The sequence below is a fragment of the Marininema mesophilum genome, assembly GCF_900106775.1.
GTDB lineage: Bacteria > Bacillota > Bacilli > Thermoactinomycetales > DSM-45169 > Marininema > Marininema mesophilum.
This window is the reverse complement of record NZ_FNNQ01000006.1, coordinates 1-24,721: the sequence shown is the minus strand read 5'-3', so window position 1 is coordinate 24,721 and position 24,721 is coordinate 1. Positions and strand designations below refer to the sequence as shown.

Annotated in this window: 23 protein-coding genes, 1 pseudogene and 1 riboswitch; of the genes and pseudogenes, 7 read left to right on the top strand and 17 right to left on the bottom strand. The window is 45.7% G+C overall.

Features of this window, described 5'->3' with window-relative positions:
- Positions 1-46: 46 nt before the first annotated feature.
- Positions 47-457 (bottom strand): adenosylmethionine decarboxylase, encoded by a 411-nt coding sequence (gene speD / locus BLV90_RS07045; RefSeq protein ID WP_091738441.1) that lies wholly within the window; start codon positions 455-457, stop codon positions 47-49.
- 322 nt (positions 458-779) lie between these two features.
- Complete coding sequence (locus BLV90_RS07040) at positions 780-1,121, bottom strand: DUF2512 family protein (protein ID WP_091738438.1); 342 nt, start codon at positions 1,119-1,121, stop codon at positions 780-782.
- A 137-nt stretch (positions 1,122-1,258) separates the two neighbouring features.
- Between BLV90_RS07040 and BLV90_RS07035 the strand changes: the two genes are divergently transcribed.
- Positions 1,259-1,609: a L,D-transpeptidase gene (locus BLV90_RS07035; protein WP_091738435.1), complete on the top strand. Its 351-nt coding sequence runs from the start codon at positions 1,259-1,261 to the stop codon at positions 1,607-1,609.
- A 9-nt stretch (positions 1,610-1,618) separates the two neighbouring features.
- Here BLV90_RS07035 and BLV90_RS07030 read toward each other — a convergent pair whose 3' ends face one another.
- The 3 genes from BLV90_RS07030 to BLV90_RS07020 form a co-directional block, all read right to left on the bottom strand.
- Positions 1,619-2,176 (bottom strand): GNAT family N-acetyltransferase, encoded by a 558-nt coding sequence (locus tag BLV90_RS07030; RefSeq protein WP_091738432.1) that lies wholly within the window; start codon positions 2,174-2,176, stop codon positions 1,619-1,621.
- 66 nt (positions 2,177-2,242) lie between these two features.
- Positions 2,243-2,632 (bottom strand): hypothetical protein, encoded by a 390-nt coding sequence (locus BLV90_RS07025; protein WP_091738429.1) that lies wholly within the window; start codon positions 2,630-2,632, stop codon positions 2,243-2,245.
- Positions 2,625-3,578: an alkaline phosphatase family protein gene (locus BLV90_RS07020; RefSeq protein WP_091738425.1), complete on the bottom strand. Its 954-nt coding sequence runs from the start codon at positions 3,576-3,578 to the stop codon at positions 2,625-2,627. The genes BLV90_RS07025 and BLV90_RS07020 overlap by 8 nt, the downstream gene beginning before the upstream one ends.
- 140 nt (positions 3,579-3,718) lie before the next feature.
- Between BLV90_RS07020 and BLV90_RS07015 the strand changes: the two genes are divergently transcribed.
- A complete protein-coding gene (locus tag BLV90_RS07015; RefSeq protein ID WP_091738422.1) occupies positions 3,719-4,039 on the top strand; it encodes a DUF1811 family protein in 321 nt (106 codons plus the stop codon).
- Between the two features lie 16 nt (positions 4,040-4,055).
- On the opposite strand, the gene BLV90_RS07010 is transcribed toward BLV90_RS07015, so the two are convergent.
- A complete protein-coding gene (locus BLV90_RS07010) occupies positions 4,056-4,646 on the bottom strand; it encodes a GNAT family N-acetyltransferase (protein WP_091738418.1) in 591 nt (196 codons plus the stop codon).
- A 135-nt stretch (positions 4,647-4,781) separates the two neighbouring features.
- A complete protein-coding gene (locus tag BLV90_RS07005) occupies positions 4,782-4,982 on the bottom strand; it encodes a hypothetical protein (RefSeq protein WP_091738415.1) in 201 nt (66 codons plus the stop codon).
- Between the two features lie 204 nt (positions 4,983-5,186).
- Between BLV90_RS07005 and BLV90_RS07000 the strand changes: the two genes are divergently transcribed.
- Positions 5,187-5,891 carry a tetratricopeptide repeat protein gene (locus BLV90_RS07000; RefSeq protein ID WP_091738412.1) on the top strand — a complete coding sequence of 235 codons (705 nt, stop codon included), beginning with the start codon at positions 5,187-5,189 and terminating at the stop codon, positions 5,889-5,891.
- A gap of 83 nt (positions 5,892-5,974) precedes the next feature.
- Here the strand turns inward: BLV90_RS07000 and BLV90_RS06995 are convergent, their stop codons facing one another.
- The 5 genes and pseudogenes from BLV90_RS06995 to metH all read right to left on the bottom strand — a co-directional run bounded on the left by BLV90_RS06995 (position 5,975) and on the right by metH (position 15,578).
- Entirely contained in the window at positions 5,975-6,481 is a 507-nt protein-coding gene (locus BLV90_RS06995; RefSeq protein WP_091738409.1) for a hypothetical protein, read from the bottom strand.
- A 74-nt stretch (positions 6,482-6,555) separates the two neighbouring features.
- Positions 6,556-7,926 carry a UDP-N-acetylmuramoyl-tripeptide--D-alanyl-D-alanine ligase gene (locus tag BLV90_RS06990; RefSeq protein WP_177167934.1) on the bottom strand — a complete coding sequence of 457 codons (1,371 nt, stop codon included), beginning with the start codon at positions 7,924-7,926 and terminating at the stop codon, positions 6,556-6,558.
- Between the two features lie 541 nt (positions 7,927-8,467).
- A complete protein-coding gene (locus BLV90_RS06985; protein ID WP_091738880.1) occupies positions 8,468-9,430 on the bottom strand; it encodes a 4-hydroxy-3-methylbut-2-enyl diphosphate reductase in 963 nt (320 codons plus the stop codon).
- 785 nt (positions 9,431-10,215) lie between these two features.
- Positions 10,216-12,091, bottom strand: a pseudogene (locus BLV90_RS06975) (bifunctional homocysteine S-methyltransferase/methylenetetrahydrofolate reductase).
- 16 nt (positions 12,092-12,107) lie between these two features.
- Positions 12,108-15,578 carry a methionine synthase gene (metH, locus tag BLV90_RS06970; protein WP_091738400.1) on the bottom strand — a complete coding sequence of 1,157 codons (3,471 nt, stop codon included), beginning with the start codon at positions 15,576-15,578 and terminating at the stop codon, positions 12,108-12,110.
- A gap of 70 nt (positions 15,579-15,648) precedes the next feature.
- A riboswitch (SAM riboswitch) is annotated at positions 15,649-15,755 on the bottom strand.
- A gap of 400 nt (positions 15,756-16,155) precedes the next feature.
- Here metH and BLV90_RS06965 point away from each other — a divergent pair.
- From BLV90_RS06965 to BLV90_RS06955, 3 genes are all read left to right on the top strand, one after another.
- Positions 16,156-16,716 carry a hypothetical protein gene (locus BLV90_RS06965; RefSeq protein ID WP_091738398.1) on the top strand — a complete coding sequence of 187 codons (561 nt, stop codon included), beginning with the start codon at positions 16,156-16,158 and terminating at the stop codon, positions 16,714-16,716.
- Positions 16,717-17,240: 524 nt separating this feature from the next.
- Positions 17,241-18,680, top strand: a complete 1,440-nt coding sequence (gene cshA / locus BLV90_RS06960; protein WP_091738395.1) for a degradosome RNA helicase CshA — start codon at positions 17,241-17,243, stop codon at positions 18,678-18,680.
- A 110-nt stretch (positions 18,681-18,790) separates the two neighbouring features.
- Positions 18,791-19,585, top strand: a complete 795-nt coding sequence (locus tag BLV90_RS06955) for an EcsC family protein (RefSeq protein ID WP_091738392.1) — start codon at positions 18,791-18,793, stop codon at positions 19,583-19,585.
- 621 nt (positions 19,586-20,206) lie between these two features.
- On the opposite strand, the gene bla is transcribed toward BLV90_RS06955, so the two are convergent.
- A complete protein-coding gene (bla, locus tag BLV90_RS06945; RefSeq protein WP_091738387.1) occupies positions 20,207-21,007 on the bottom strand; it encodes a subclass B1 metallo-beta-lactamase in 801 nt (266 codons plus the stop codon).
- A 281-nt stretch (positions 21,008-21,288) separates the two neighbouring features.
- On the opposite strand from bla, the gene BLV90_RS06940 reads away from it, so the two are divergent.
- Positions 21,289-21,771 (top strand): SgrR family transcriptional regulator, encoded by a 483-nt coding sequence (locus BLV90_RS06940; protein WP_091738384.1) that lies wholly within the window; start codon positions 21,289-21,291, stop codon positions 21,769-21,771.
- A 55-nt stretch (positions 21,772-21,826) separates the two neighbouring features.
- Here the strand turns inward: BLV90_RS06940 and BLV90_RS06935 are convergent, their stop codons facing one another.
- The 4 genes from BLV90_RS06935 to BLV90_RS06925 all read right to left on the bottom strand — a co-directional run.
- Entirely contained in the window at positions 21,827-23,095 is a 1,269-nt protein-coding gene (locus BLV90_RS06935; protein ID WP_091738381.1) for an MDR family MFS transporter, read from the bottom strand.
- Positions 23,096-23,416: 321 nt separating this feature from the next.
- Positions 23,417-23,542 (bottom strand): hypothetical protein, encoded by a 126-nt coding sequence (locus BLV90_RS16665; protein ID WP_281242005.1) that lies wholly within the window; start codon positions 23,540-23,542, stop codon positions 23,417-23,419.
- Positions 23,529-24,482 (bottom strand): tetratricopeptide repeat protein, encoded by a 954-nt coding sequence (locus BLV90_RS06930; RefSeq protein WP_091738378.1) that lies wholly within the window; start codon positions 24,480-24,482, stop codon positions 23,529-23,531. The genes BLV90_RS16665 and BLV90_RS06930 overlap by 14 nt, the downstream gene beginning before the upstream one ends.
- A gap of 110 nt (positions 24,483-24,592) precedes the next feature.
- Positions 24,593-24,721, bottom strand: a 129-nt coding sequence (locus BLV90_RS06925; protein ID WP_143035011.1) for a zinc ribbon domain-containing protein, incomplete at its 5' end; no start/stop codon positions are given.

The window sequence follows — 24,721 nt, the reverse complement described above, 5'->3', positions numbered from 1 at the left end:
CCCCCCTAAAGGGAGCGTGCTGATTAGTTTTATATAGATACTTTTTTTATTGATGGACTAACCGTTTTTTTACTGGACTTACCGGTTTGACGACTTCAATCGGGCCGTCGCCGCGACGCATCACTTTTTCAAAGGCTTGTGTTGGTTTTAGCACGGTTAACATGTACTGGATGGCAACCATAGGATCCACATCATAGCCGCAGGTGTAGCAATCCAAAGCGGCAAATCCTTTTTCAGGGTACGTATGAATGGAGATATGGCTTTCCGATAAAAGCACCAGCACCGTTGCCCCCTGAGGGTCAAAAACCTTTGCCTGTGAAGAAAGAACCGTCGCACCACTCTTTTCAGCAGCGTCTTTCATGTGTTTCTCCAGCGTGGTGGCGTCATTGAGCAGACCAAAATCGACACCCCAAGCATCCATGGCTACATGTCGTCCGAAAGTCGAGTACTCCTCCATATCTTTCGGCCCCCTTCCTAGGAAATATCGTGGCTTGCCAATATTCCGCTAGGATCTGCTCGTTCACCACGGGGGAAGGTTAGTCCTCAGAGGTCCCAACCCTTTAAGTGAATCTTGGATCCTTCTAGCGCAATTTCACGAATAATAACTTATCACATTTCCTTTAGAGGTGCAACTATCAATTTTAGGATAATTCCTCTTCAATAAAGATCAAACATACTCACAGGAGTCCCTGTTTCTTCAGATAATCCGCCCCATGACCAATAATTTCCGTCTATCATTTTTCCTGGGATGTACCATGATCAAAAAAGAAGGCCTATTATTAATATGGGGGCCTGTATTTTAGGAGATCGATGTGCATGCGATATTCTACTATCCCAAGGAACACCCCCACCATTAAAGCACCCCAGCCACTTACGACAAAGCCGGGCAATATCGCCTGCGCTCCATAAGTGACTACAGCCATAAATAATCCTCCTAGAAGCGCCGACCGAATATTTCCTAGGCGGGGTAGTATCCATTCATCTGCGTAATGACCTACAGTAGCAAAAAATAAAACAATCACTGCGGGTACCCAAACGGAGTAGTAAGAAAGAGTCCCAGTCAGTTTAGTAATTGCAAAAATCACCGTACTATACATCACGATTTTAAGTAACCAATTCATGGGCATACCTCCCTCTTCTCTTTTTAATATGCCCCCAAATCCTTACATCACCAAATAAAACAAAGGGAGTCGATTCATTTTTATAACAATCAAAACCCCCTTTTTCCCATACATATAGAAAAAGGGGGTGCTATCAGATGTGGATTATTGTGGATCTTTCTGAGCGGCGGTTATATCTTCTTTCTAATCAAACGGTCCTCCGGGCATGGCCTGTAGGAATTGGCAAAACACTGACACGAACGCCAATTGGCACCTATTCTATCGTCAATAAACAGCCCTATCCCTTTAGTCATCCAGGTGGCCAGCTCAGTCCCTATGGTGTCCTTTGGATGGGACTCTCCCGTAGTGGTTATGGAATTCACGGTACAAATAACCCATCCTCCATTGGAAAACAGGTCTCCAAAGGATGTATCCGTATGCATAATCGAGATGTTCAGGAACTATCCAGCTACGTGCCCATAGGTACCCAGGTCACCATTCGAGCCTAAATCGCCCCTCTAATCCATTGCATCCTTATCCCATTCTCTTCTTAAAATCCCCATGTAGATGCGATCCACTTTTTGATGATCGCGAAGGACACCTTCCCTGATTACACCTTCTATAATAAATCCTGCTTTTTCATAACTACGGATCGCAGCACGATTACTGCCGATAACATCCAAGCCCACCCGATTGAGGTTTAATTCATGAAACGCATATTGCAGAAGCAGTTGTAGCGCTTCTGTACCATACCCCTTATTGCGACAATCCTTCTCCCCAATACCGATGGACAATCTTCCTGCTTGGTTATTCCACTCAATACTATGTAAAGCAGCAAAACCGATCAGCTTATCATCAGTAACTGTATGGACTGCAAACTCGATGCCCCCACCTTGACCAGAGCCGGCCTGTATTTCTGCACGAAAGGAGTCCGCTGATCGCGGCACGGCATAATCGGTATCTAAATTACGTAAATACTCAGCGTCCTCACTCCATTTGGCATACGCCTCAGCCGCCTGCTCTGTCACTGCTGTAAAACGAATACGAGCACCTCTAAATATATTAGATGGGTTCATACGTTCCTCCTGTTTCTATACCAACTAGCTAAAGGTACCATTCAATTCCGAGTACATCAACGTTCCCTACCAGCCAGCACGTGGATGCCGTTTCAGTGAAACCTCACTCAGTAAGAGCATTGAGGACGATTCTTCCGCCTCTCCTATAGGCTCTGAAGTTAGTAAGATAGAAAACGGACCGTAAGCGCGCTCATCTCTAAGGAGCAAACCTCCATGATCCTTAGCAAATGCGATTGCTCTTTCTATTCCATCCTGTAATCGGAAGCAAAAAATATAGGCATCCGCCTCTCGATCATACATCCAAACTTGTTGATAACCGATTGCCCCCCTCGCCATGATATCTTCCCATTCAGGAATATATAATATCAATAAATTGTCTTCAGAAAGTTCCGCCCAACCCCCATCCTCTGGGATTGCTGCTGTTGTCACTTGGGGTACATAACGTTCTTCAGCCATGTTCTAACCCTCCCTTTTTATGTTTTCGTACCTCCGCCAATCGAATGAGAAGTGGCGCTACATAAGTTAAATCAATGGATTGATCCGTCCACTCATCATAAATTTTCTCTGCCTCAGAACCTATGATCAGTAAGGGGACGTGATTCATCGTGTGCGTGGACACACGGAAGTCTTCACTATTCCCATGATCGCTTACCAGAACAAGGGCATCTTCCCTACGTAACCTTTCCACCAAGCTTCCCAAAAAGCGATCATAATCCTCCACTACTTTCTGCATCAACGTCTCATCTTGACGATGACCTGCCAAATCACTGAGAAAGTATTCATGGATCGTCAAGTCCACCTTTTGAGCCAAGTCAAACAGATGCCCCGCTGCCTCTTCAGGGGTGATCGTTTCCACTTCTGGTATGACGCGCTTTAGAGTGTGTCGCGTTAAATCATGGTAGACCGCTCTACCTGCGAATAAATCCTCCCCTGTACGCAAGGGAATGCCCGCACTTCGCGCAGCCGCGGTAGAAGTAGAGATCCAGCCCTTCTTTGTAGCGGATCGTTCAAAAAATTCCCGAGTATAACTGTTAGCGAAGGCGGCAGTCATCTCCCGATGTGCAAACTGATGATAGATGTTATCTTGTTCAACCCATTCCCGTAACCGGCGAAAGGGGAATCCACTCTGGTGGGCACCCATCGCTTGGGGAGCATTTCGCCCTGTGAAGATCGTCGCTTGCCCTGTGGCACTTTGAGGTAGCCCTGCCAATCCCATAGAAGGGTTCGCAGACAATAGGGCAATCCCTCTTCTTCCTTTGATTTGTGTCGTTTGATGTACGAGTGAACCTCCTAAAAACCCATTTAGATGCGGAGTCGAAAGAGATGCCCATGGATTATACGCTTTCTCTTCACCTAATCCCACCCCATCAATAAATAATAGAATGACAGCGATGACTACCACCCCCTACTACTCTAGTACCCAAGCCCATGTTAACCATTGTATCATAGGGCATTCACTAGACTCGATCCATGATTCCACGCTTTATTTTCCAATCTGGTATAATATCTGAGGTACACTATTACAGCAGGAGGGGCAATCCCATGCAACACTTTAGCCGGATGAACCGGGGGGAACTCCTAACCGAAATCCGTCGACTTCAGGAATCAGAGAATCAAGCGCGTCGCTCTTCAATGATCGGGGAAGAAGCAGTCATTCAACAACAAATCCGTTTTGCCAAATCCTACCTAACGGACCCTTCCTCGATACATCCTGGGAAACTTTACAAAGTTGAGGGGGAGGAGAGCCTATTCCTCGTCGAATACCTGAACGGTGTGATGGCCTGGGGGAACTTTGTAGATCGTCGCATTCGCGAAGCTGTGCCCATTGGCATCCTTTCACCAAATGAAACGGATCATTCATGATGGCGTGCAGAATATATTATCGACTTTTCCCGTGAATCGCCTCGTTCTCTTCGGACGAGGTTTTATGTATGTCCGTCAATTCACGAACCATCCACGTCTGATCGATGTACTCATTGCCTAGTTTCATCACCTTTGGTTCCGTACCTACTGCTTTAAAACCTACCGAACGATAAACTCTACAAGCAGGCTCATTGTTACTTCGAACTTTAAGCCGCAACATCTCAAGCCCCCTCATTCCACGAGACTCTTTGATTATTTCCTTTAACAGTGTACGGGCAATACCTAACCCCCGATAATCTTTATCTACATGCATCGCCCATAGCATCGCATAGTGTTGACTCATCACTCGATTCCCTCGAGAAAAACCAAGGGTCCCTAGTAATTTTCCTTCCATCCAAGCACCTAATATAAAATGATCCGGCTCACTCCATACACTATGGAATTTTTCTACTAACACAGACAAGGTGTTTTCACCTCCCCATTCATCTGCCATCATGCCTACATCAGTCACAGATGACCGACATCCTTCCAACATCAAGTGCCTGAAAGGAACTGCATCTAACGGGGTAAGCTTTTTGATCTTTACCGCGGATCCCTTCACAATCATCAGGAGTCCTCCCTTCTCTTTGTAAACTTTACTGTCCCTCTTTCCATCCTACCTCTCCTATTCCCTGCTATCACAGCATACAAAAAGAAAAGAACGATCCTCTAATAAAGATCGTCCTTCTCTAATCTATTCCTATCATGATCCTTGTTCTTCGAGTAAAGCTTCTGATAACGTGGCAATAACACCCTTTTGGTCACGTATCCTGCGGCTTAGTTCTTCGTGATGATCACGCGTCGCCCCTGACTGGACATCCTCTTTCATCTGTTGCCGCAACTCTTCCAGTTTGCCGATTTCCGTTTCTAAGTCCCGCCTAAGGCACTTCCTTGAGTTGGGCATAATGGATGCTCCTTTGTATTAGCAGGCATTTTGTCCATTGTACTCCTGTATCTGGACAAAAGTAAACCATCTATTCGGCATATCATATAATTGTCCGTGGATTACTTTGCTTACTTTTTAAAAGCCCCTGTGGTACGCTAATCTAAACCACCTGCATCCTTAGCAAATAAGCCCTGATGCGGCGGAAAATGTGGAGGCGGTTTGATGAGTAAATTAGCTATCTTTTCGATTCTGTGGTGGCTTACGGGGAATCCCATTACCGCCTTGCTTTTCTTCCTTTTCATTCTTTACTTATTGGACCGTCGTTTTACTCGTTTTTTTCCTAGCGCGACTCGCCCACTGCGTAGAAATCGCCAGATACTTAAGTTGAAAGATGCGCTAAAATTAAACCCTCATGATACCTCAAATAAACGGGAACTCGCTCGTCTCCTCATCGAGAAAAAAAATTATAAAGATGCTCTTCCATGGCTCTCTGAGGCTTTAACGGCCATACCCGATTCTGCAGCGATCCAAGCGGAGAAGGGTCTTTGTCTCTTGAAACTGAACAGGAGAACCGAGGGCGAACAAATGTTATTAGCGGCATTGGAAGTGGAATCCCTCGTTTTATATGGAGAACCTTATCTTCGGCTCGGGGAGGCTTTTGCCGCTCATGATCAAAAAAAAGCTCTAACCTATCTTGAAAAATTTAAGGACATCAATACTTCTTCATCAGAAGCTTGGTATCGACTTGGCCAGATATATCGTAAACTCAGCCGAAGCGATGACGCCCGTCAAGCCTTCGAGGAAGCTATCGAAATCTACCGTATTTTACCAAAGTATAAAAAACGTTCGGAACGCACCTGGGCTCTACACTCCAGTATTCGACTGGCCCTCTTGCCTTTGGGTGGATCGAAAAAAAGAGATACCTAGGATACAAAAAAGCCTTGTCTATTTTCACAGCAAGGCTTTTTTGTTCCTTTTTCTTCACTAGTACTGCTAGGTCAACTTATCACTTAAAAAGGAATTTCAATGAGTTGAGGTTTTACATGAACCGAACGAGGACTTCCTACATCTTTCGCAAAAGCAACGATGTTATCTATGACTATGGGTGCATTGATTGTGAGAAAAACCACTGACATGATTGCTGTACTTTTGGGTGGAGGTGGAACGATAGCGAAATAGGATGTAAAACGAAGCGTATTCGGTCGTGGCGGAATTACTAAAAGGGGTGTGGTACGCAACAAATGCTTTTTTTTATCCATCCATGAAACGACAGCAAATAACCGGGGTTGAATCGATCGAGGGTTTTCATTTAGGAGGCTGAAGTAGAGATAGTAGGCACATGTTCTGATAAAGGTACCAGAGACATTCTGAAATAAAATCCCCCCTTTGTCGATTCGAACAGAGGTATCCTTGGGTCGAATCGGATTGGGCAATGTTTCAATTCCTCTACCCTGCCAGGAACTTAATCCATCTCTAAAGCCGCCATTTGTTATAAGATTACCGCTGGAGCAAGCCATGAGGTTTCACCTCTTTTCTCAAATTCTTCATTTTATTTTGATTGGATGAACATCAACAATTCTGGGTTCGTGGTTTATTTGGCTCGTAATGGACGAACAATGTGTTCCAGTTCCATTATGCGAGACGCTTTAAAATAGAAAACGGAATTAGCTGGCATCTTGGTATGAAGAAAGTTTGCAATGGCCAATGGACGATTAGCACACGTTAGAATTTGATTGGCTGGATACCCTGCTATTCGGGCCGCTACTCCAATCTGGGCAGCCCGTGGCCCTACGGTCACGAGAAATGAAGGCCGAGTTTGAGCAACCTTGATTCCCACATTACGATGCCCCTGTGCGGTTAGTTTTCCAAGTTCGTGCATATCCCCTAAAACTGCAACACTGTGCCCACTGCCTGCCACTTGTTGCAAGACTTCTAGTCCTGCCATTGTCGAAGAAGGATTCGCGTTATATGCATCATTAATCAATAATCGACCGCGTCTTCCACCGATCTTCTGTAACCTCATTTTGGGAACCGGGAAGGTGCGAAGAGCTTTTTGTATATTACTGACTGGCACTTTTAACAAAAAACCCACAGCAATCGCCGCTAAGGCATTATAAACATTGTGGACTCCCCAAGTAGGGATTTGATAAGGAACTCCACGAACGTGGAAACCCATCCCACCCTTTGAATATCTAACGTTTGTAGCTTGGACTGTAGCTCGCTGTTTAATGCCAAAGGTCCATGTATGACGACCCTTCGTATTTAGCTTACGAACACCGTCATCATCTCCATTGACAATAAGAAGACCATTGGGGGAAACCCCATCAATCAGTTCTTGTTTTGCGCGGACGACATTATGAAGAGAACTGCCCAAACTACCTACATGTGCTTCTTTCACACAGGTTACGATCCCAATAGATGGCTTGGCTACCTGACATTGTTTACGAATATCCCCTAATCTTGACATCCCCATTTCTAATACGATAGCTTTTTGACTAGGATTGAGACGTAGGAGATGATGATGGATCGTACGCGCAACATTCAAATTATCCCTAGACTTTAATGTACGAAACCTTCTCATCAGCACAGCCGCTGCCATTTCCTTAGTCGTTGTCTTTCCTGAGCTACCAGTAATTCCTATGAAAATAGCATTGGAGCGAGATCGTTGCCAATGAAGTAATCTCCATAGAGCTTGCTTGGTATCTCGTACACTGATTAGAGGATGTCGAGAGGGAATACGGTGTTCCAACCCCTTAGGAGCGACGATACCAGCACTTGCCTTTCTTTGAAGCTCATGGAGTTGACGACTCAAACTTCGTCCGGGATTAATTATAAAAACGACTCCACTCTCTAAATGCTTGGGAAATTCATAGAGGACATGCTTTACTGGAGTTTGGGGAGTTCCACGAATCAGTTTTCCTCCGATTACCGAAGCTAGATGTCCAAGATCTATAGGGTACAACCTTATTCACCACTTCTCGTCTAATTTTTCTAGTATAATATGTTCAATGAATCTATGTGTGCTAGGGCAGTCGAGGGATTTTAATTGTTATGGACAATATAGCGAGCCCATCCAGATGGATGAGCTCGCTTCCTTTTCTATGGATTCAATCAATCTCCTCTCTTTTAAATTAGCAAAGGGTGATTTTTCCTCTTATTTCGTGTTCTTTGGTTATGTTCCGACGGTTTGGACAATACTGTACCCGAGGAGGTGCAGTCCATGTATTATGTAATCTTAGATTCTGAAAAATTTCCTTTGTCAATCCTTCACGAGGAACAGTATTTCGAATATTATAACCCCCTGAAAAAAGACCATCGGGTTGAGTTCAGGGGATCTATGAATCAATGTTACACCTTTGTAGCTAGACAGGACCGTCTTTCTCCTATGAATTGACGGAATCTTTAACCTATCAGTCATCACAAACCATTTACGACAGTGACACGAAAATACAAAAAAGGACTGAAAACCCATCAGCCTAGGTTTCAGTCCTTTTTTTCTTGCATCAAGCTTCTTTCACCTTGTTTCGCTTTTTACGAACAGGAGGGAGAAGCTTATCTGGGTTAACCGAACGGACCGGTTCCCATGTGCTTGGGTTCTGATCGTCGAATTGCTCCAGGTATTTAATCACTTCACGTGTAATCGGAGTAGGAGTAGAGGCACCTGCAGTCACACCGACATAACTTTTTCCGCGTAGCCACTCTACTTTGATCTCCGTCACATCACTTACCCGATGGGCTTCTACACCAGCAACTTCCCTTGAAACTTGCTCCAATCGGATCGAGTTGTTACTCCGAGGATCACCTACGACAATCACCATCTCCGTTTTACCCGCTTGCTCCGCAACGGCTTCCTGTCGTTCCTGAGTCGCTAGACAGATCTCGTTGACGATTTCAGCAGTTGTATATTTCTCCTGTATTTTTTTCATCAAGTTCCGGGTATCCCACTGACTCATCGTTGTCTGGTTCGTGATCAAAATTTTACCAGAGGGAACCGCTAATGCTTCCACATCCGCCTCAGTCTCAATTAAGTGTACATGATCCGGAGCGACACCCATCGCTCCTTCGGGTTCAGGGTGTCCCTTTTTGCCGATATAGGCGATTTCATATCCTTCGGCTACCCGGTCACGGATTAGGTCATGGGTACGAGTCACATCTGGACAGGTCGCATCCACTATAGTTAATCCCTTCTCCCGTGCCCGACGGCGTACCTCAGGTGAGACTCCATGAGCAGTAAAGATGATCGTTCCCTGGTCAACTTGATCCAAAAGCTCTAGCCGACTTTCGCCATCAAGTGTAATAATGCCCTCCTTTTCAAAGGCATCTGTCACATGGCTGTTATGAACAATCATACCTAGTATATAAATCGGCCGAGGCAAGTCTAAGTTGTTCGTCGCTTCCCTTGCCAATACCATGGCATCTACCACACCATAACAATAACCCCGAGGGGTAATTCTCAGTACATCCATTCCAGCGATACCTCCCGTGTCCGTATCCGCATCCGCATCCATCCAGACACAATTCTCCTCTATTATACCTCACTTCATTACTCTTGGCCAAAGTCTCGAATAATTGCAGAAAATATGGGCCTTTCCACCCGGTACGAATGTCAGGGGCCATCATAAGATATCGTGTCGCAGTGAAGAAACGACAGTATTAAAGGAGTGGAAACCTTGGGAGAAAAAAAATTGCCTATGCCCATTGCGCCACCTATACAACCTCAACCTGTCCCAGTTCCAGTACCCGTACCGATCCCCTACAACCCCTGTCCGCCTCCACCAGATCCATGTGGCTGGGGTGACTGTGGATGTGGCCCTGTAATACATCCTCCATGTGGTGGTGGTTATTATCACCACGGTCAACGTGGTTATTGTGGCCATGGTTACGGCGGCGGCTACGGCGGCTATGGTGGTGGCGGCTTCGGTGGCGGTGGCTTCGGTGGCGGTGGCTTCGGTGGCGGCGGCTATGGTGGCGGCGGCTATGGTGGCGGCGGCTATGGTGGCGGCGGCTATGGTGGCGGCGGCTATGGTGGCGGCGGCTATGGCGGCGGTGGCTATGGCGGCGGTGGCTATGGCGGCGGTGGCTACGGCGGCTACGGCGGCGGTGGCTACGGCGGTATGAAGATGCCTGGTGGAGGTTACGGCTTTGGCCGTAGCTACGAGAGCTCCAGTACCTTATAGAGAATTGGTTCGCCAACCAATTGAACCACCAATTTGTCTTCCGCCTCCCCGATGGGAGGCTTCCTTATTGCTTCCTATTGATGATCCGCTTGCATGATATTGGTTTTCCCTCGTATATACCGTGTCAGCTCAGCAGTCATCTCCCAATAGTTAAAGGGAGTGATGAGATAGATTCCATTAAAGTATTTAATCGCCTCATCTAACAGTCCCCTCGCTTGAGAGATCCCTATCTCCCGAGCTTCGGCTCCCTTTTTGTTGGTCATTTGTTTCAACACAGAGTCCGGGATTTTAACCCCTGGTAATTCATTGTGTAAAAAAAGAGCATTGCGGTGACCGGTAAGTGGCATAACGCCAAGGAAGATCGGGATATCAAAATCCTTTGTTGCCTCAGCGACACGTTGAACCGACTCGGCATCATAAACCGGTTGGGTCATGATAAAATCTGCACCCGCCTCCACCTTTCGCTTCAGCCTGCGGATTGCTGGCTCCATTTTGGATACATTCGGGTTAAAAGCGGCACCCACAGTAAATCTGGCCTTTTGCTTTAAGGGTTTACCCGAAAAAGAAATACCTTCGTTTAGTTGCTTCACCATCCGAATAAGATCAAAGGAATTAACATCGTAAATCGAACTAGCACCTGGTAAATCGCCAATTCGGGTGGGATCCCCTGTGATCGGGATCCCCTGTGATCACAAGGATCTGATCGATACCTAGAGCATGGAGTCCCATCAAGTGAGACTGCTGACCAATCAGATTGCGATCCCGGCAAGTTATATGAACAAGAGGTTCTGCACCTGTCTGCTTTTTCATGATAGAGCCTAGTGCCATATTGCTCATACGAACCGTCGCCATAGAATTATCCGCTAAGGTAACTGCATCCGCTCCTGCTTTATCTAGCTCCCGAACCCCCGTGAGAAAGTCCTCAATCTCTAAATCCTTCGGTGGATCAAATTCGACGATGATGGTGGTCTCTTTCTTAACTTGCTCTACTACGGTAGGACGGCTTCTCACGACCAGCCGCTCCTTGGGATCATTGTTCATTTTAGGAACAGGGACGGGATTGATTCGCGGGAGTGGGGCAAGACCTGCTAGACTCTTTTTCATCGCTTGGATATGTTCCGGCGTTGTGCCACAACAACCTCCAATCAGCCGTGCACCCTGTTCGCGGAAAGAAAGAGCACGCTCTCCAAAGTACTGGGGCGTGGATTTATATTGAAATTCCCCATCCGTCTGTGCCAATCGGCCCGCATTGGGAAAAATCGATAGCCAAGTATCCTCTGGAACAATCGTGTTCTCTAAGGCACGTTGTATTTCCAATGGCCCTAACCGACAATTTAGCCCCACTCCATCGGCCCCTGCCTTTTTTAAAGTGGAAAAGGCCTCTGTCAGTGTATGCCCATCTCGTGTCTGTCCCACTTCGATCAGGGCTAAGTTAGCGATGATTGGCTTTGTTGTCAAAGGGCGGATCACCTCAAGAGCAAGGAGCAACTCCTTCAGGTCAAGGAAGGTCTCTAGGGTGATCCCATCCACCTCTGAGTGCAACAGTGCTGTTGCCTGTTCTTCATACATATCACGGTACTCCGCTGGATCATAGTTGGGCACACGACCAGCATTGATGGAACCTACTGTCCCAATGACATAGGCATCTTCTCCTACTCCCCGACGGGCAATGCGAACAGCCTCCCGATTGATCCTCGTAATTTTCCCTTCCATGCCATAGCGAGAAAGGCGCTCACGGTTCGCTCCGTAGGTATTTGTTTCAATTACTTGAGCTCCTGCTGCATAATATCGTCGATGAACCTCTTCCACCCAGTCGGGACGGGAGAGGCAGAGTTCTTCTACGGATACACCTACTGGAATCCCCTGTTGATACAGATAGGTGGATATCGCCCCATCCCCGATCAGGATCGATTGGGATAAGGCCGTTCTAAGATCTGGTTTCTCCTTCATAGTTTTTCTCTCCCCCTCACACTGCATTGAAATACCGACCTTCAGGATGGGCAAAAACCATCGCTGACACAGATGCTTCTGGTTCCATCATAAAACCTTCTGTAAGCTCAATCCCAATCGCTTTGGGGTCGAGTAACTGAAAGAGTTTCTTCTGATCTTCCAAATCAGGACAAGCGGGGTATCCAAAGGAGACTCGCACTCCTTGGTAACGGGCACCAAAGCGTTCTCTCATGGTCATTTCTGCTGGATCAGGGAAACCCCATGCATCCCGCATAATATGGTGAACACGTTCGGCAAAGGCTTCCGCTAATTCGAGGGCGAAAGCTTGCACCATATGAGATTTCAAGTAATCTCCACTCTCTTTCCATCCATCAGCTAACGCCCTTATACCCTCTCCAGCAGTTACAGTCAAAAAACCAACATAGTCCATCTCGCCAGATTCCACGGGCCTGAGGAAATCTGCTAAACAAAGATAGGGTTTCTTGGATTGCCGAGGGAAGGTGAAGGTAGTAAGAGTCTTCGTTCCTGGATGATCTGGATCGTACACATGGATGGAATTCCCCTCTGCCTGGGCAGGGAAGAACTGATACATCCCATGGGGGTGGACCTTATTCTCCCGGGTAAGTTCACCGATAAGGTCATCCAGTGCCTGTTGTAATTCCAGGGCTTTGGCATCCCCGTTGGCAAGTAAGGTTTGGATATTTCCCTTGAGCCCGAGATGCTTCCCAAGCAGCATCTGCGGATTAACATAAGGCATTAGGTGACTGACTGGATATTGCCTAAGAATATGCCGGTTAAAATCTGGAGGAAGATAGATCGGAGCTTGTCGGCTCACCTCAGATCTGACCAATGGTGCGGAGGTTTTCTTCGCAACCGCCCCTTCTTTTTCTTCTGCTGCCTTCAGGGCTGCTTCCCGATTACGACGAAGTTCGTCGACTAATTCTTGTTTTGTTGTTTCTCTACAGAGTCGATTGGCCAAATCCAAGCCATTCATCGCATCCTTGGCAAATAAGACAGGGCCGTCGTATTGCGGAGCAATTCGGTTCTCCGTAAATTTCCGTGTAAGTGCGGCACCGCCCACCATGATCGGCAGATCCAAGTTGGCTGCCTTCATATCCTGGGCAGTGAGTACCATCTGTTGAGCTGACTTCACGAGTAGGCCTGATAGACCGACCACATCGGGCTTCTCCCGTCGACAAGCTTCGATTAGCTCTGCTGGTGGCACCTTAATTCCCAGATTGACTACCTCATATCCATTATTTGAGAGGATGATCTCCACTAGGTTTTTGCCGATATCATGGACATCCCCCTTCACAGTAGCGAGAACGATCTTCCCCTTGCTACCTGCGGAGGATTTCTCCATATAGGGTTCTAGGTGGGCAACTGACGCTTTCATCACCTCTGCGCTTTGCAACACCTCGGCTACGATCAGCTGATTGTCATTAAATAGACGGCCTACTTCATCCATCCCGGTCATCAAGGGTCCATTAATAATCTCTAGAGGGTCATCCACCTTCGCTAAGGCTTCATCCAAATCTGGGATGAGACCATCTTTGGTTCCCTCTACTACATAGCTCGCAAGGCGCTCTTCCAAGGGAAGGTTTGTCACAGCTTCCTTCGTTACACTCTTCTTTCCCCGGTAAAAATCAGCAAAGGTAGCTAAGGTCTCATCATAGTTTTCATCATTCGTCTCAAAGAGGAAATGCTCCGAACGCTCCCTCTCCTCCGTCGGAATGGAAGCATAGCGTTCCAATTTCTCCGTGTTGACAATGGCATAATCAAGACCTGCCCGTGTGCAATGATAGAGGTAAACCGCATTTAACACTTCACGACCCGCAAGAGGCAAGCCAAAGGAAACATTGGAAACCCCCAGGATTGTCCCACAGGCAGGAAGTGCTTCTTTGATTCGGCGAATCCCTTCCACGGTTTCTTTAGCCGATCCAATATAGGCCGCATCCCCTGTACCAACGGGGAAAACAAGAGGGTCAAAGATGATATCCTGCTCAGGAATCCCGTATTTATGAACAAGTAAATCATAGGAACGACGAGCAACTTCTAGCTTCCGTTCCGCAGTGACCGCCATCCCTACTTCATCGATCGTCCCCACAACTACCGCCGCACCAAAACGGCGAATCAGAGGGACCACCTCAGCAAAACGTTCCTCGCCATCCTCTAAATTAATCGAGTTGATAATCGCTTTCCCCTGAGAGAATTTCAGGGAGTTTTCAATAACTTCAGCATCGGTTGAATCAATCATGAGGGGGATTTTTACTTTACGAACAACAAAGTCGAGAAACTTGACCATATCCTCTGCTTCATCTCGATCTGGATCAGCTAAACAGATATCGATTACCTGAGCGCCGCCTTTTACCTGGCGACGAGCAATCTCCGAAGCATCTTCATACTTGCCGTCTTTGATTAGCTCCCGAAATTTCTTCGACCCAATCACATTGGTACGCTCACCGACTAACACCGGGCGATTATCCTCTTCCAAATAGAAAGGTTCGATTCCTGAAACTGCCGTAAGCTTCCGTTCACTTTTAAACCGAGGCGTTTTATCCCGCAAGGCCTCATCGAGAGCGCGGATATGTTCAGGTGTCGTTCCACAACACCCTCCTGCCAAGTTGAGCCAACCCTGATCCGCAAAAGCAGCCAATTTTTGCGCTAAGCCCTGTGGTGTTTCATGATAATTGCCATCTTCATCAGGAAGACCCGCATTGGGGTAACAACTGACTCCACAGGAGGCCATCCCCGACAAGGTACGAAGATGATCCCGCATAAACTCAGGTCCAGTCGCACAGTTAAGCCCAACGGCTAGCGGTTCTAGATGTTGAATCGATAGATAAAAAGCCTCCACATTTTGTCCGGCAAGCATGGTTCCCATCGGTTCAATCGTCCCAGAGATCAATAACGGAACCTTTCGTCCTGTATCAGCAAAGGCTTGATAAATCCCGATCCCCGCCGCCTTTACATTGAGGGTATCCTGGGAAGTCTCTAGCAAGAGGGCATCGACTCCTCCCTCCAAAAGGCCCACCGCTTGCTCATGGTAATTCTCAATCAACTCATCAAAGGTGGTTCCCCCAGTTACCGAAAGGGTCTTCGTCGTTGGCCCTAGCGCACCAGCGGCATATCGAGGACGTTCAGGAGTGGAATACTTCGCCACCGCTTCCACGGCAAGTTGAGCTGCCGCAAGATTAATCTCCCTTGCCTTATGGGAAAGATCATACTCTGCCAATACGAGGGGAGTCGAACCAAAGGTATTCGTCTCAATAATATCTGCACCTGCAGCTAGATAGGCTTCATGAATCCTCTGAATCACGTCGGGACGAGTCAGATTAAGGTTTTCGTTACAGCCGTCATATTCCTCACCACCAAAATCATCTGGTGTGAGGTCCGCTACTTGTAGTTGGGTACCCATCGCACCATCCAAGATGAGGATTTTCTCCTTCAGTCGTTGTTTAAGGGGCGTTTTCTGCTCCTGTGTCATCTGTACCAATCCCTTTTCGATATAATAAAAAACCTTTCATCTCTCGGGATGAAAGGTATGTCTGCACACTCTCTCATCTGCCAGAGAATTACTCTGCAGAATTTGGCACCACACCTCCATGATCGGGTAGGTTGCCGGGCTTCATCGGGTCTGTCCCTCCGCCTCTCTTGATAAGAGATCTATAAAGTTTATGAAGTTCATCGTACATGATTTTCTCCACTATAAGGAATCACCCGTCAATTGTCAACCAATACCTCTATGGCAAGGTTTTTTCACAGATATCCTTCACTTTACAAAATGGCCCAACCATAGCGACCATTCCTCTGTAAAATGATCAAATCATCCTCATTTACAGTGTATGCCAATAACTTCCAGTTGGTGCGTGCTCATCTCCACCATTCCCCGAGAGCCGACCCCATGCACTTTTTAGCCTCTTATGGTCCTCATAGGCAAATTAGCCATGATCAAATACAAGTAAATCAATGAGAATAATGAAATATCCACTAAACGCCCCATATCAACCTCTATAGGCCTTTCATAGAATGTACGACATTCGCAGAAGAAAGGAGGGATATTCATGTCAACAACCACTAAAGACTCCGTTCGCGTGCAACTTAGCCCCCCTCAATTCACTTACCTGAGTAAATTAAAATTTACAGTAGGAAGAGATCCCAATGTACAGGTGGGCGATTTGAAATCCGTAGATGGTAATACACTTCGTATCACCATTCGGGTAAATGGCCGTCAAAGAGCACGGGCCCTTGCCACAATACTCACAGCCAACAAATCCATCGGTAACATAATCATTCAAGTCCGTATCGTCAACCAGGGAACCACTGTGTGTCCAATTAGAAGATCTCTTTCACCAAGTGCCATTTCAGACCTTTACAAAGTGGGATTGAGCACCAACGACCTTTTCCTCTTTTCAGTCGCTAGAGGGATTGTTCCTGGTGGTTCAGTAGCTATTTTCCCTGTTTTCAGAGCACGCATTGTCCAGTTTTTCAATGATGATCTTTCCGATCTATTTCGCAACTTCAACGGTGTAGCGGCATTTGTGTTCAGAGATGTATGCAGAAATAGAATTCAAGGATCAATCATCAACTTTTCAACCCAACAAAAAAATCCGCCAACTTCTTAAACTTAGGAAGGATCTACACCCCAACCCCCATTGATTGGGGGTTTTGTACGTTAATTTGTCAAAGGGCACTTGTACCAGATAACTTCGTTCTAATGCCTAAAACGATAGCAGCGGAACGCCTGACATCTTCTTACCTGAATCGCAGGTGCACTAGTTGAATACTCGCTCTTATATCCTTTCACTCAGGCTGATAAATTCACTAAATATCTGGAAATCAGCAAATCTAGTTCTCATAATCTCCCCAACAACCTATGAGTATTCTCCTTTTATTATTCGGGTAGATGAGCTTTTTTAAAAGATCGACACACCCCATGTAAGTACATAATTAGAAACTCGGCTAAAATAAGAAGAGTGTTCAACCAGTGACTCATCGATAAATCATGAGCGATTCACGATATCGCTAAAAAAAAGGTTTCCGTTTGCGCCGAGACTCGATATGATGAGTTAGGTCAACACTATAAAGAACGGTTCAATATACCGGTATCAACCGTCTCGACTTACGGGACAAAAAGGAGACTTAAGCATTGACTACTTTTCAAGAATTGGGATTGGATCCTCAGGTGACCCGATCTCTAAGCGACATGGGTTTTGAAGAAGCAACCCCCATCCAAGCGGAAGCACTACCTGTGGGGCTATCTGGTAGCGACCTCATCGGACAAGCCCAAACGGGTACAGGGAAGACCGCTGCCTTTGGGATCCCCCTCATCGAAAAAGCAGATCCTACATTGGGTGGTATCCAAGGGATCGTGATCACGCCTACTAGGGAGTTGGCTGTACAAGTAGCGGAGGAACTTAACAAGATCGGTCAACATAAAGGAATCCGTACACTTCCTGTCTACGGTGGCCAAGATATTGAACGGCAAATCCGCTCCCTTAAAAAACGGCCTCATCTAATTGCCGGTACTCCAGGGCGCCTTTTAGATCACCTTCGCCGGCGCACCATCCGTACAGATCATGTTGCGATAACCGTATTGGATGAGGCAGATGAAATGCTGAACATGGGCTTCATCGAAGATATCGAGGCCATCCTAGGGCAATTCCCTGAGGAACGACAAACGCTCCTCTTTTCAGCAACCATGCCGGAACAAATCCGTCGTTTAGCAGGCCGCTTTATGACGAACCCACAAACGATCCGGGTAAAAGCAAAAGAGATGACGATGCCACGCATCCGTCAACAATTTTTAGAAGTCCCTCAACGACACAAGTTTGATATCCTTTGCCGCTTGCTTGACATCCAATCCCCTGAGCTTGCGATCATCTTTGGTCGTACGAAAAAACGAGTGGATGAGCTTTCAGAAGGGCTTAATAAACGCGGTTACTCCGCAGAGGGTATTCATGGCGATCTGACCCAGGCTCGGCGAGACACCGTCATGCGCCAGTTCCGTGAAGGGATGATTGACGTCCTCGTAGCGACTGACGTTGCAGCTCGAGGCCTCGATATCAGTGGGGTGACTCATGTCTACAACTTTGATATCCCACAGGATCCAGAAAGCTATGTTCACCGCATCGGTCGTACCGGCCGTGCTGGAAATGATGGACTGGCGATTACGTTCATTACCTCTCGTGAAATTGGTCATCTCCGTACCATCGAGCGTCTGACCAAAAAGCGGATGGAGCGTCTCCCGATCCCATCGATGGATGCTGCAATCGAAGGGCAACAGCGTCTTGCAATGGACAAACTGAACAAGCTGATCAAAGAAGGTGGCTACCAGCCATACAAAACTCTTGCAGAGGAACTGCTCGAAGAGTCAGACTCTGTCACTCTGCTATCCGCTGCACTAAAACTACTGACAAAAGAACCAGACACCACTCCCGTTCGCATTTCAGAGGATTCACCCTCCTTTGGTAAAAAAGGCGGCGGACGCTTCCGCAAAGGTGGTGGCGGTGGTCATAACCGTCATCGTAGCGGCGGTGGCTCTGGTGGTCACTCTGGCAACCGTCGACGCCAGCACCGTCACAACTAATCCTTGGACATACTTGGAACCCCAATCTCCCCCCGCCATAGGAAGATCGGGGTTTTTCCTTCTATTCATAAAAGGCGAGGTGAACAACTGTAAATACCAATACAGAAACCATCCATTCTCTCGAGAAAGAGCTAGAGATCATCGCCAAATGGGAAGCTGAACAAGAAGACCTATGGTTTTGGGAAAAGCTTGGTCGCCTTCCCTTTGCCATTTTAGACAAGATCACTCCACGGTTCGTCCATGAATGGCTCGGCAAAGCTCTCGATGAATTGGGTGCATACATCCAGACAGGTGGCCAGTATCTCATCCGTGACACCCGTGTGTTGCAACGATTAGCCACTGAAGCTTCCGTAGACCCGACTACTCTTTCCCTCACTGATGTCCGTACCCTCCCCATCGACGCGATGAACCGTACAGCAGAAGCTCTTAAAGAATCTCAGGTTCAACTTGCAACCTATCAAGGAGCGGCTACTGGAATCGGAGGCGTATTTACCCTCGCCATCGATATTCCCGTACTACTTGGTCTTTCATTAAAAGCCGCCCAGGAGATGGCGCTCTCCTATGGCTATGACCCGCGTGAAAGGAGCGAACGAATCTTCATCGTTCAGTGTCTCCAATTTGCCTCCTCTGATTATGTAGGAAAACAAGCTATCCTCCAAAATCTATCCAACTTCCATACTGAAAATGCCGCCCGTGAATCGATCTCCCAATTTCAAGGTTGGCGCGAGGTAATTGCTACCTATCGTGATAACTTCGGGTGGAAGAAACTATTTCAACTGGTCCCCATCGCAGGCATTCTCTTTGGAGCCTGGATTAATAAATCAACTGTCAAGGAAGTGGCAGAGGCGGCTCAAATGCTTTACCGAAAACGACGCGTCCTCGAAAAGCAAGAATTTCTTCAATAAAACGGGCATAAACACCGGTTCCTTCGTGGATAGACGGGCATAGGATACTGTGGAAAATGAAAGAACCAAGGAGAGATGCCCCTATGGAACGCGGTGGACCAATGATGCCTTATTACCCCCCACCTGCCCCCATACCGGTACCCATGCCGATGCCTTGTCCGGTCATGCATCATCATGGGTGTATGGTCGATGTCCACGAACTTATGAAAGCTTACCGACGTAGCAAAAAAACTACCCGAATGCTAAAACATATGCTGGAAGGTTGCCATTCCTGTGCTCCCCCTTGTCCCCCAGACCCTTGTGGATGTGGTTGTGATCCATGTATGGGACTGTGTACAAACTCTAACTTTACAGAAAAATAAGGGGTCAGCGTCCATTTAGGGCGCTCTTTTTCTTTTTCTTTTTCCCATATTGCCTTATCCACTTTAATTTTGTTTCCCTGAAGGTAGACAGTGAAAAAAAGTCCATCACATACAATGGACAAAAGGTCACTGATTATCGGTTGGGAATTTTTTATGTCGATATTCATGTAGAAAATAAAGAAGAGTCTCCTTGATCTCCCGTGCTGAACCATGGTAGTTTACTTGTAAGGTTGCAAACACCCGCTTCCTTTACAGGATCCTATTGTTGTTGCTCCAACAAATCGAGAGTGTGGGTCAACAATCGTTGATATCCCCACTTTCCATGACCAGGAACCACTTGCTCAGCATTTGGGTAACGTTCACGCACTTTCTGAATCGAGTCTGACCATGCTTTCAAATTAGCATCATCTACATTGCCCATATCCTTTGACTCCAAGGATTTCACTAAACAACCACCAAAGAGAACCTGATGTTGTGGGAGCCATACTGTGATATTATCCTTCGTATGACCCTCTCCAGGATACATCGTCTCTATGATAGTGCTCCCTACTTGAAACCGAGGACGATTATCCAAGAAAACATCCGGTGCTGGATAACCTTCTGCCTGGGCCAGCTTCGCCGTCTTTATCGTCGTACGGACTTCAATCCCTGCCTGTTGTAAGGCTCGAATCCCGCCCATCCGATCAAAATGGGAATGAGTGATTACCGCGACAGACAGTTTCCGGTCAAAATTTTGTCGAATCAACGCGAGTAGCTCTTTGGTTAAGGCATCGTTCCAAGTGGAATCGACTAAAACCAATCCCTTGGTCGTTTGAATGAGTAACCCATTTGAAGGAACTCTAGAGGCTCCATTATAATCACCATACGTGGTATGTACCCAAACCTTCGGGCTGATCTGCTTCAACTCAACGGTCTTATCTGGATTGGTGATCAGCTTACTAGAAGCTTGCTTTCTCGCAAATGCCATCGCTCCTTGATCTCCCACTGTATTTAAAAAGATTCCCCCCATTAAAAAAACACATGCGAGAAATACAATGGCCCATCTTTTTGTGCGATTCAAATTTGCCGTCCTCCCTATTCCATGTTATTATATGCTTCAATATAAAAAAACAATCTCCTTCTTTTAACAAAATTTTACTACTTATGATCTATACCTAATACTACAAATCCACCCATCTACGCAACCTCACCTACTACTTCAACGGATCCAACCCCTTGTCCCAATACGGAAAGGTACTATTCATCCCTAAACAAGATTTCCAATATCAAACCAAAGAAGCCTCATGTCTTAAAAGATCTTTTGTAATCTACATGAAATCGATGGAAATTTAGGTGATATTCATGAATGCGCTGGATCATTACATTGAGCTTCGTCTTCGCTATATAAAGGATACTAAGAACGAGACTCTCTCCGTCGGTCGCGATGAATTAGCAGACGCTTTATTTTGTTCCCCTCGTAACGTAAAACGTCTCTTAAAAAATATGGAAGAAGAAGGTCTTATCTCCTGGACACCTGGAGGAGGAAGAGGAAAGCGTTCCTCGCTAACCTTTCTTCGCCCACTTCCCGAAGTATTCCCTACCTATTTCAAGCAATTGCTACGGCAAGGACATATCAAGGAAGCTACCCGAACGTTAAAACGGGATGGCATCCCTCCAGATATCCGAAAATCTTGCTACCAACAGTTGATGAAGGAGCTTAGCCTTCCCCAATTCAAACTGGACCTCAACGAACGCCCTCTTAAACCCACAGGCATCTCTACAGAAACTGGTAGCTGGCTCTATGTTCAAAGTTATCGTGGGGATAAGGAATCTCCATCCCATTGATTAAAAACCCCTACTTCGCCCTTTGGCTAGGTAGGGGTTGATTATTATATAACCCCTACCCTTCCAATTGAAGCTCCTCTTCCGCTACCAAATCATGATCTCTTGCCCTTCGTTGGACCCTTCTAAAAATAGTAAAATGAATAAAAACACCCCCTAGTCCAATACCTGTGATCACTACCGTTGTAGCCAATGGTGGTAAAAATGCACTGATGGTAATCGTCAATGAAGCAATTAACATCCCACCATTCAATATCAGTCCACTTACTGCCATATAAGAACTTCTAAGACGTTCCGGTGGAATGGAGGCTAGATACGACTGCTGAATTGGAATTTGAAGCATTTCTCCAATCGTTGCAACTATTATTAAGATTAATAATATCCAGATATTAAGAACATACGAGATCATCCCATATCCAAGGGCAAAAATGAGTGATCCAAACAGCAATACCCATTGATCATCTATTTTTTTAACCATTTTTACCATTAAAATCGACAATGTAACAACTAGAATGGTACTTACCGTCCTTAAAAATCCAAGTGCTTGCACACCATTTATATCCCAAAATAGGAACTGTTGACGAGGCAACTCGTCACTCAATCGTATGCCTATATAATTAATTAATTGTACTTCCATCGAATAAAGAAAGGTACCCGCTAATACAAAAAGGATAAACAATCGATCACTCAATACAGTCTTATATGTATGGATCATTGTACGAACATGGGATCCTGCACTTACTTTTTTATCCACAAAATAAGTCTCTTTTATAAAAAATACAACTAGGATCACACTCAAAAGCGACCCACATGTTAGTCCGATTAATAGTTCAAACATATATTTCTCAAAAAAGAAGCCACCTAATATCCCTCCAATGGCTACTGCTAAGTTAAAAGACCAGTAAACGATTGAATACATGAGTTTCCGTTGCTCTGGTTTACTAGCATCAATCAACATCGCATCATTTGCTGGATTCACCATCCCCCAACAGATTGTATTAACGGTCATCATAAAAAAGGTAATCAACGGGGATTCATACCAAGGTGAATTACAGATTAACATGGTTACAAATGCGAGTAACCTGATGACTTCTGCATACATCACCACTTTTTTTCTTCCGAAGTGGTCAGAAAGATATCCACCGAAAAATTTTACAATTACCCCTATAAAAACATTCATCAGAAGTAATAATCCAGAAATTTTAACCCCAAAATTTTTAGACATGTAAATGGCCATAAAAGGGAAAATCATACTTCCTAATAATGTACTCAAAAAAGTTTCTAGTAATCTTATTTTTATATTTAAATGAAATTCACTAATTTTCATTTAATATCCCCCTATATGGAAATGAAAACAATAAAAAACCCTACAAACATAAAAAATAACGAATCATGTTTTTCATGAAAAGCCCTTTAGTCGTTATCTAATCTAATATGTTATAATCACACCCCTCTTCTACTCACAATATTTTCTTCATAGGTAGTTATTTTCCTCCTAATAATCTTTTAATTTGCAAATAATAATTTTCTACTTGCCATTAATATTCAAAAACCCCAATCCAATGAATCATCTACTTACTTTTTAGAGATCAATGTACCTATACAATATAAAAAAGCCAAGGATTAACCCCTCGACTTTTCCTCCTCTTTAACCTATAGCTGGGCTGTTCTTATCTACATACTTTGGAGAGACTCCTGTTACAGGTCCACCATGGGCGACATTCACGGGAATTTTCACTACCAAACACTTAAGGATCAACTTACAATATTTCATGACAAGCCGCCTCCTCTCGCGCCTTCTTCATTTCTAGTGTATACAACCGCTTTAAAGAATTGATAAATATTTTTTCATCTACGTGTTCGTAGGCATGGGAGAGATGAAGTACTGCAACATGCTTTTGTGTCTGTAATCCATACTGATCGGCTAGTTCAAGGGCCTCTTCCAAAAACTCAGCAGACTCCTGGTATTTTTCTTGTGCATTGGCGCACTGACCAGCAACGATGAGTACATTCGTAAGCGATAAATAATCTTCTGTGTTCCGAGCCAATTCAATCCCTTTGCTAATCTCAACCGCCGCTTCATCAAAACGTTTTTCTGCCATGTAAAGTGACCCTATCCGAGCATAAACGTTGACGACAATATATCGATCTGCATCAGGCCAATGATCCGTATATTTTAATGCTACCTCAAAGGCTTTTTTAGCAGCGGAGTAATTACCCTCATCAAGATATGTACTTCCGATCACTGATTGAAGATCAAAGCTACGCTCACGATTCCTATTGAGACGAGCAATCTCTGCACCTTCCATCGCGCATTGAATTGCTTCATCATACATTTTGCTCTTTCTAAAGAGGTTAGCACGCGTCTCATATACCAGTAGTAGAGTTGGCATAGATTTTATCGACTCCCGAGCATTCCAAAGCTGGTCTAGGATCCGATGAACCTCTTCAACCCGGCCTACTCTTTCATAATAGACTACCAAGTTTCCATGCAAGATATCTTTATAGTAGAGCCGTTCCCCACGATCATCAAAGGAATCTAAACCACTTCGGGTATACTCAATCGCTTTTTCTAAATCATTTTGAAAAAATGCACAGACTCCCAATTCATTAAAGCTAGCTGCCTCGATATTCTCCTCACTACTGGATTGACTGGCCAATCGCACCGCTTTAAAAAAAGATCGCTCCGCCCTCAGCCATACTTTTGACTTCACCCGTTAAATAAGCCATTGACACTCCCACAGCTGAAGCACCCCAAGGGCACTTCCTTCGGGCGCAGTGGGATTCTTGGGAACTCCGTCTACTGACAGGATATACTCCAAGCTTAAACGGTCTGCCCAACCGCAAAAATCTTTAGTCCTTCTTGCAAGATGTTCTTGGATGCATTGATGTCTCGGTCATGGTGAGAGTGGCACGTAGGGCATGTCCATGCGCGAAGATTCAGGTTCTTCAC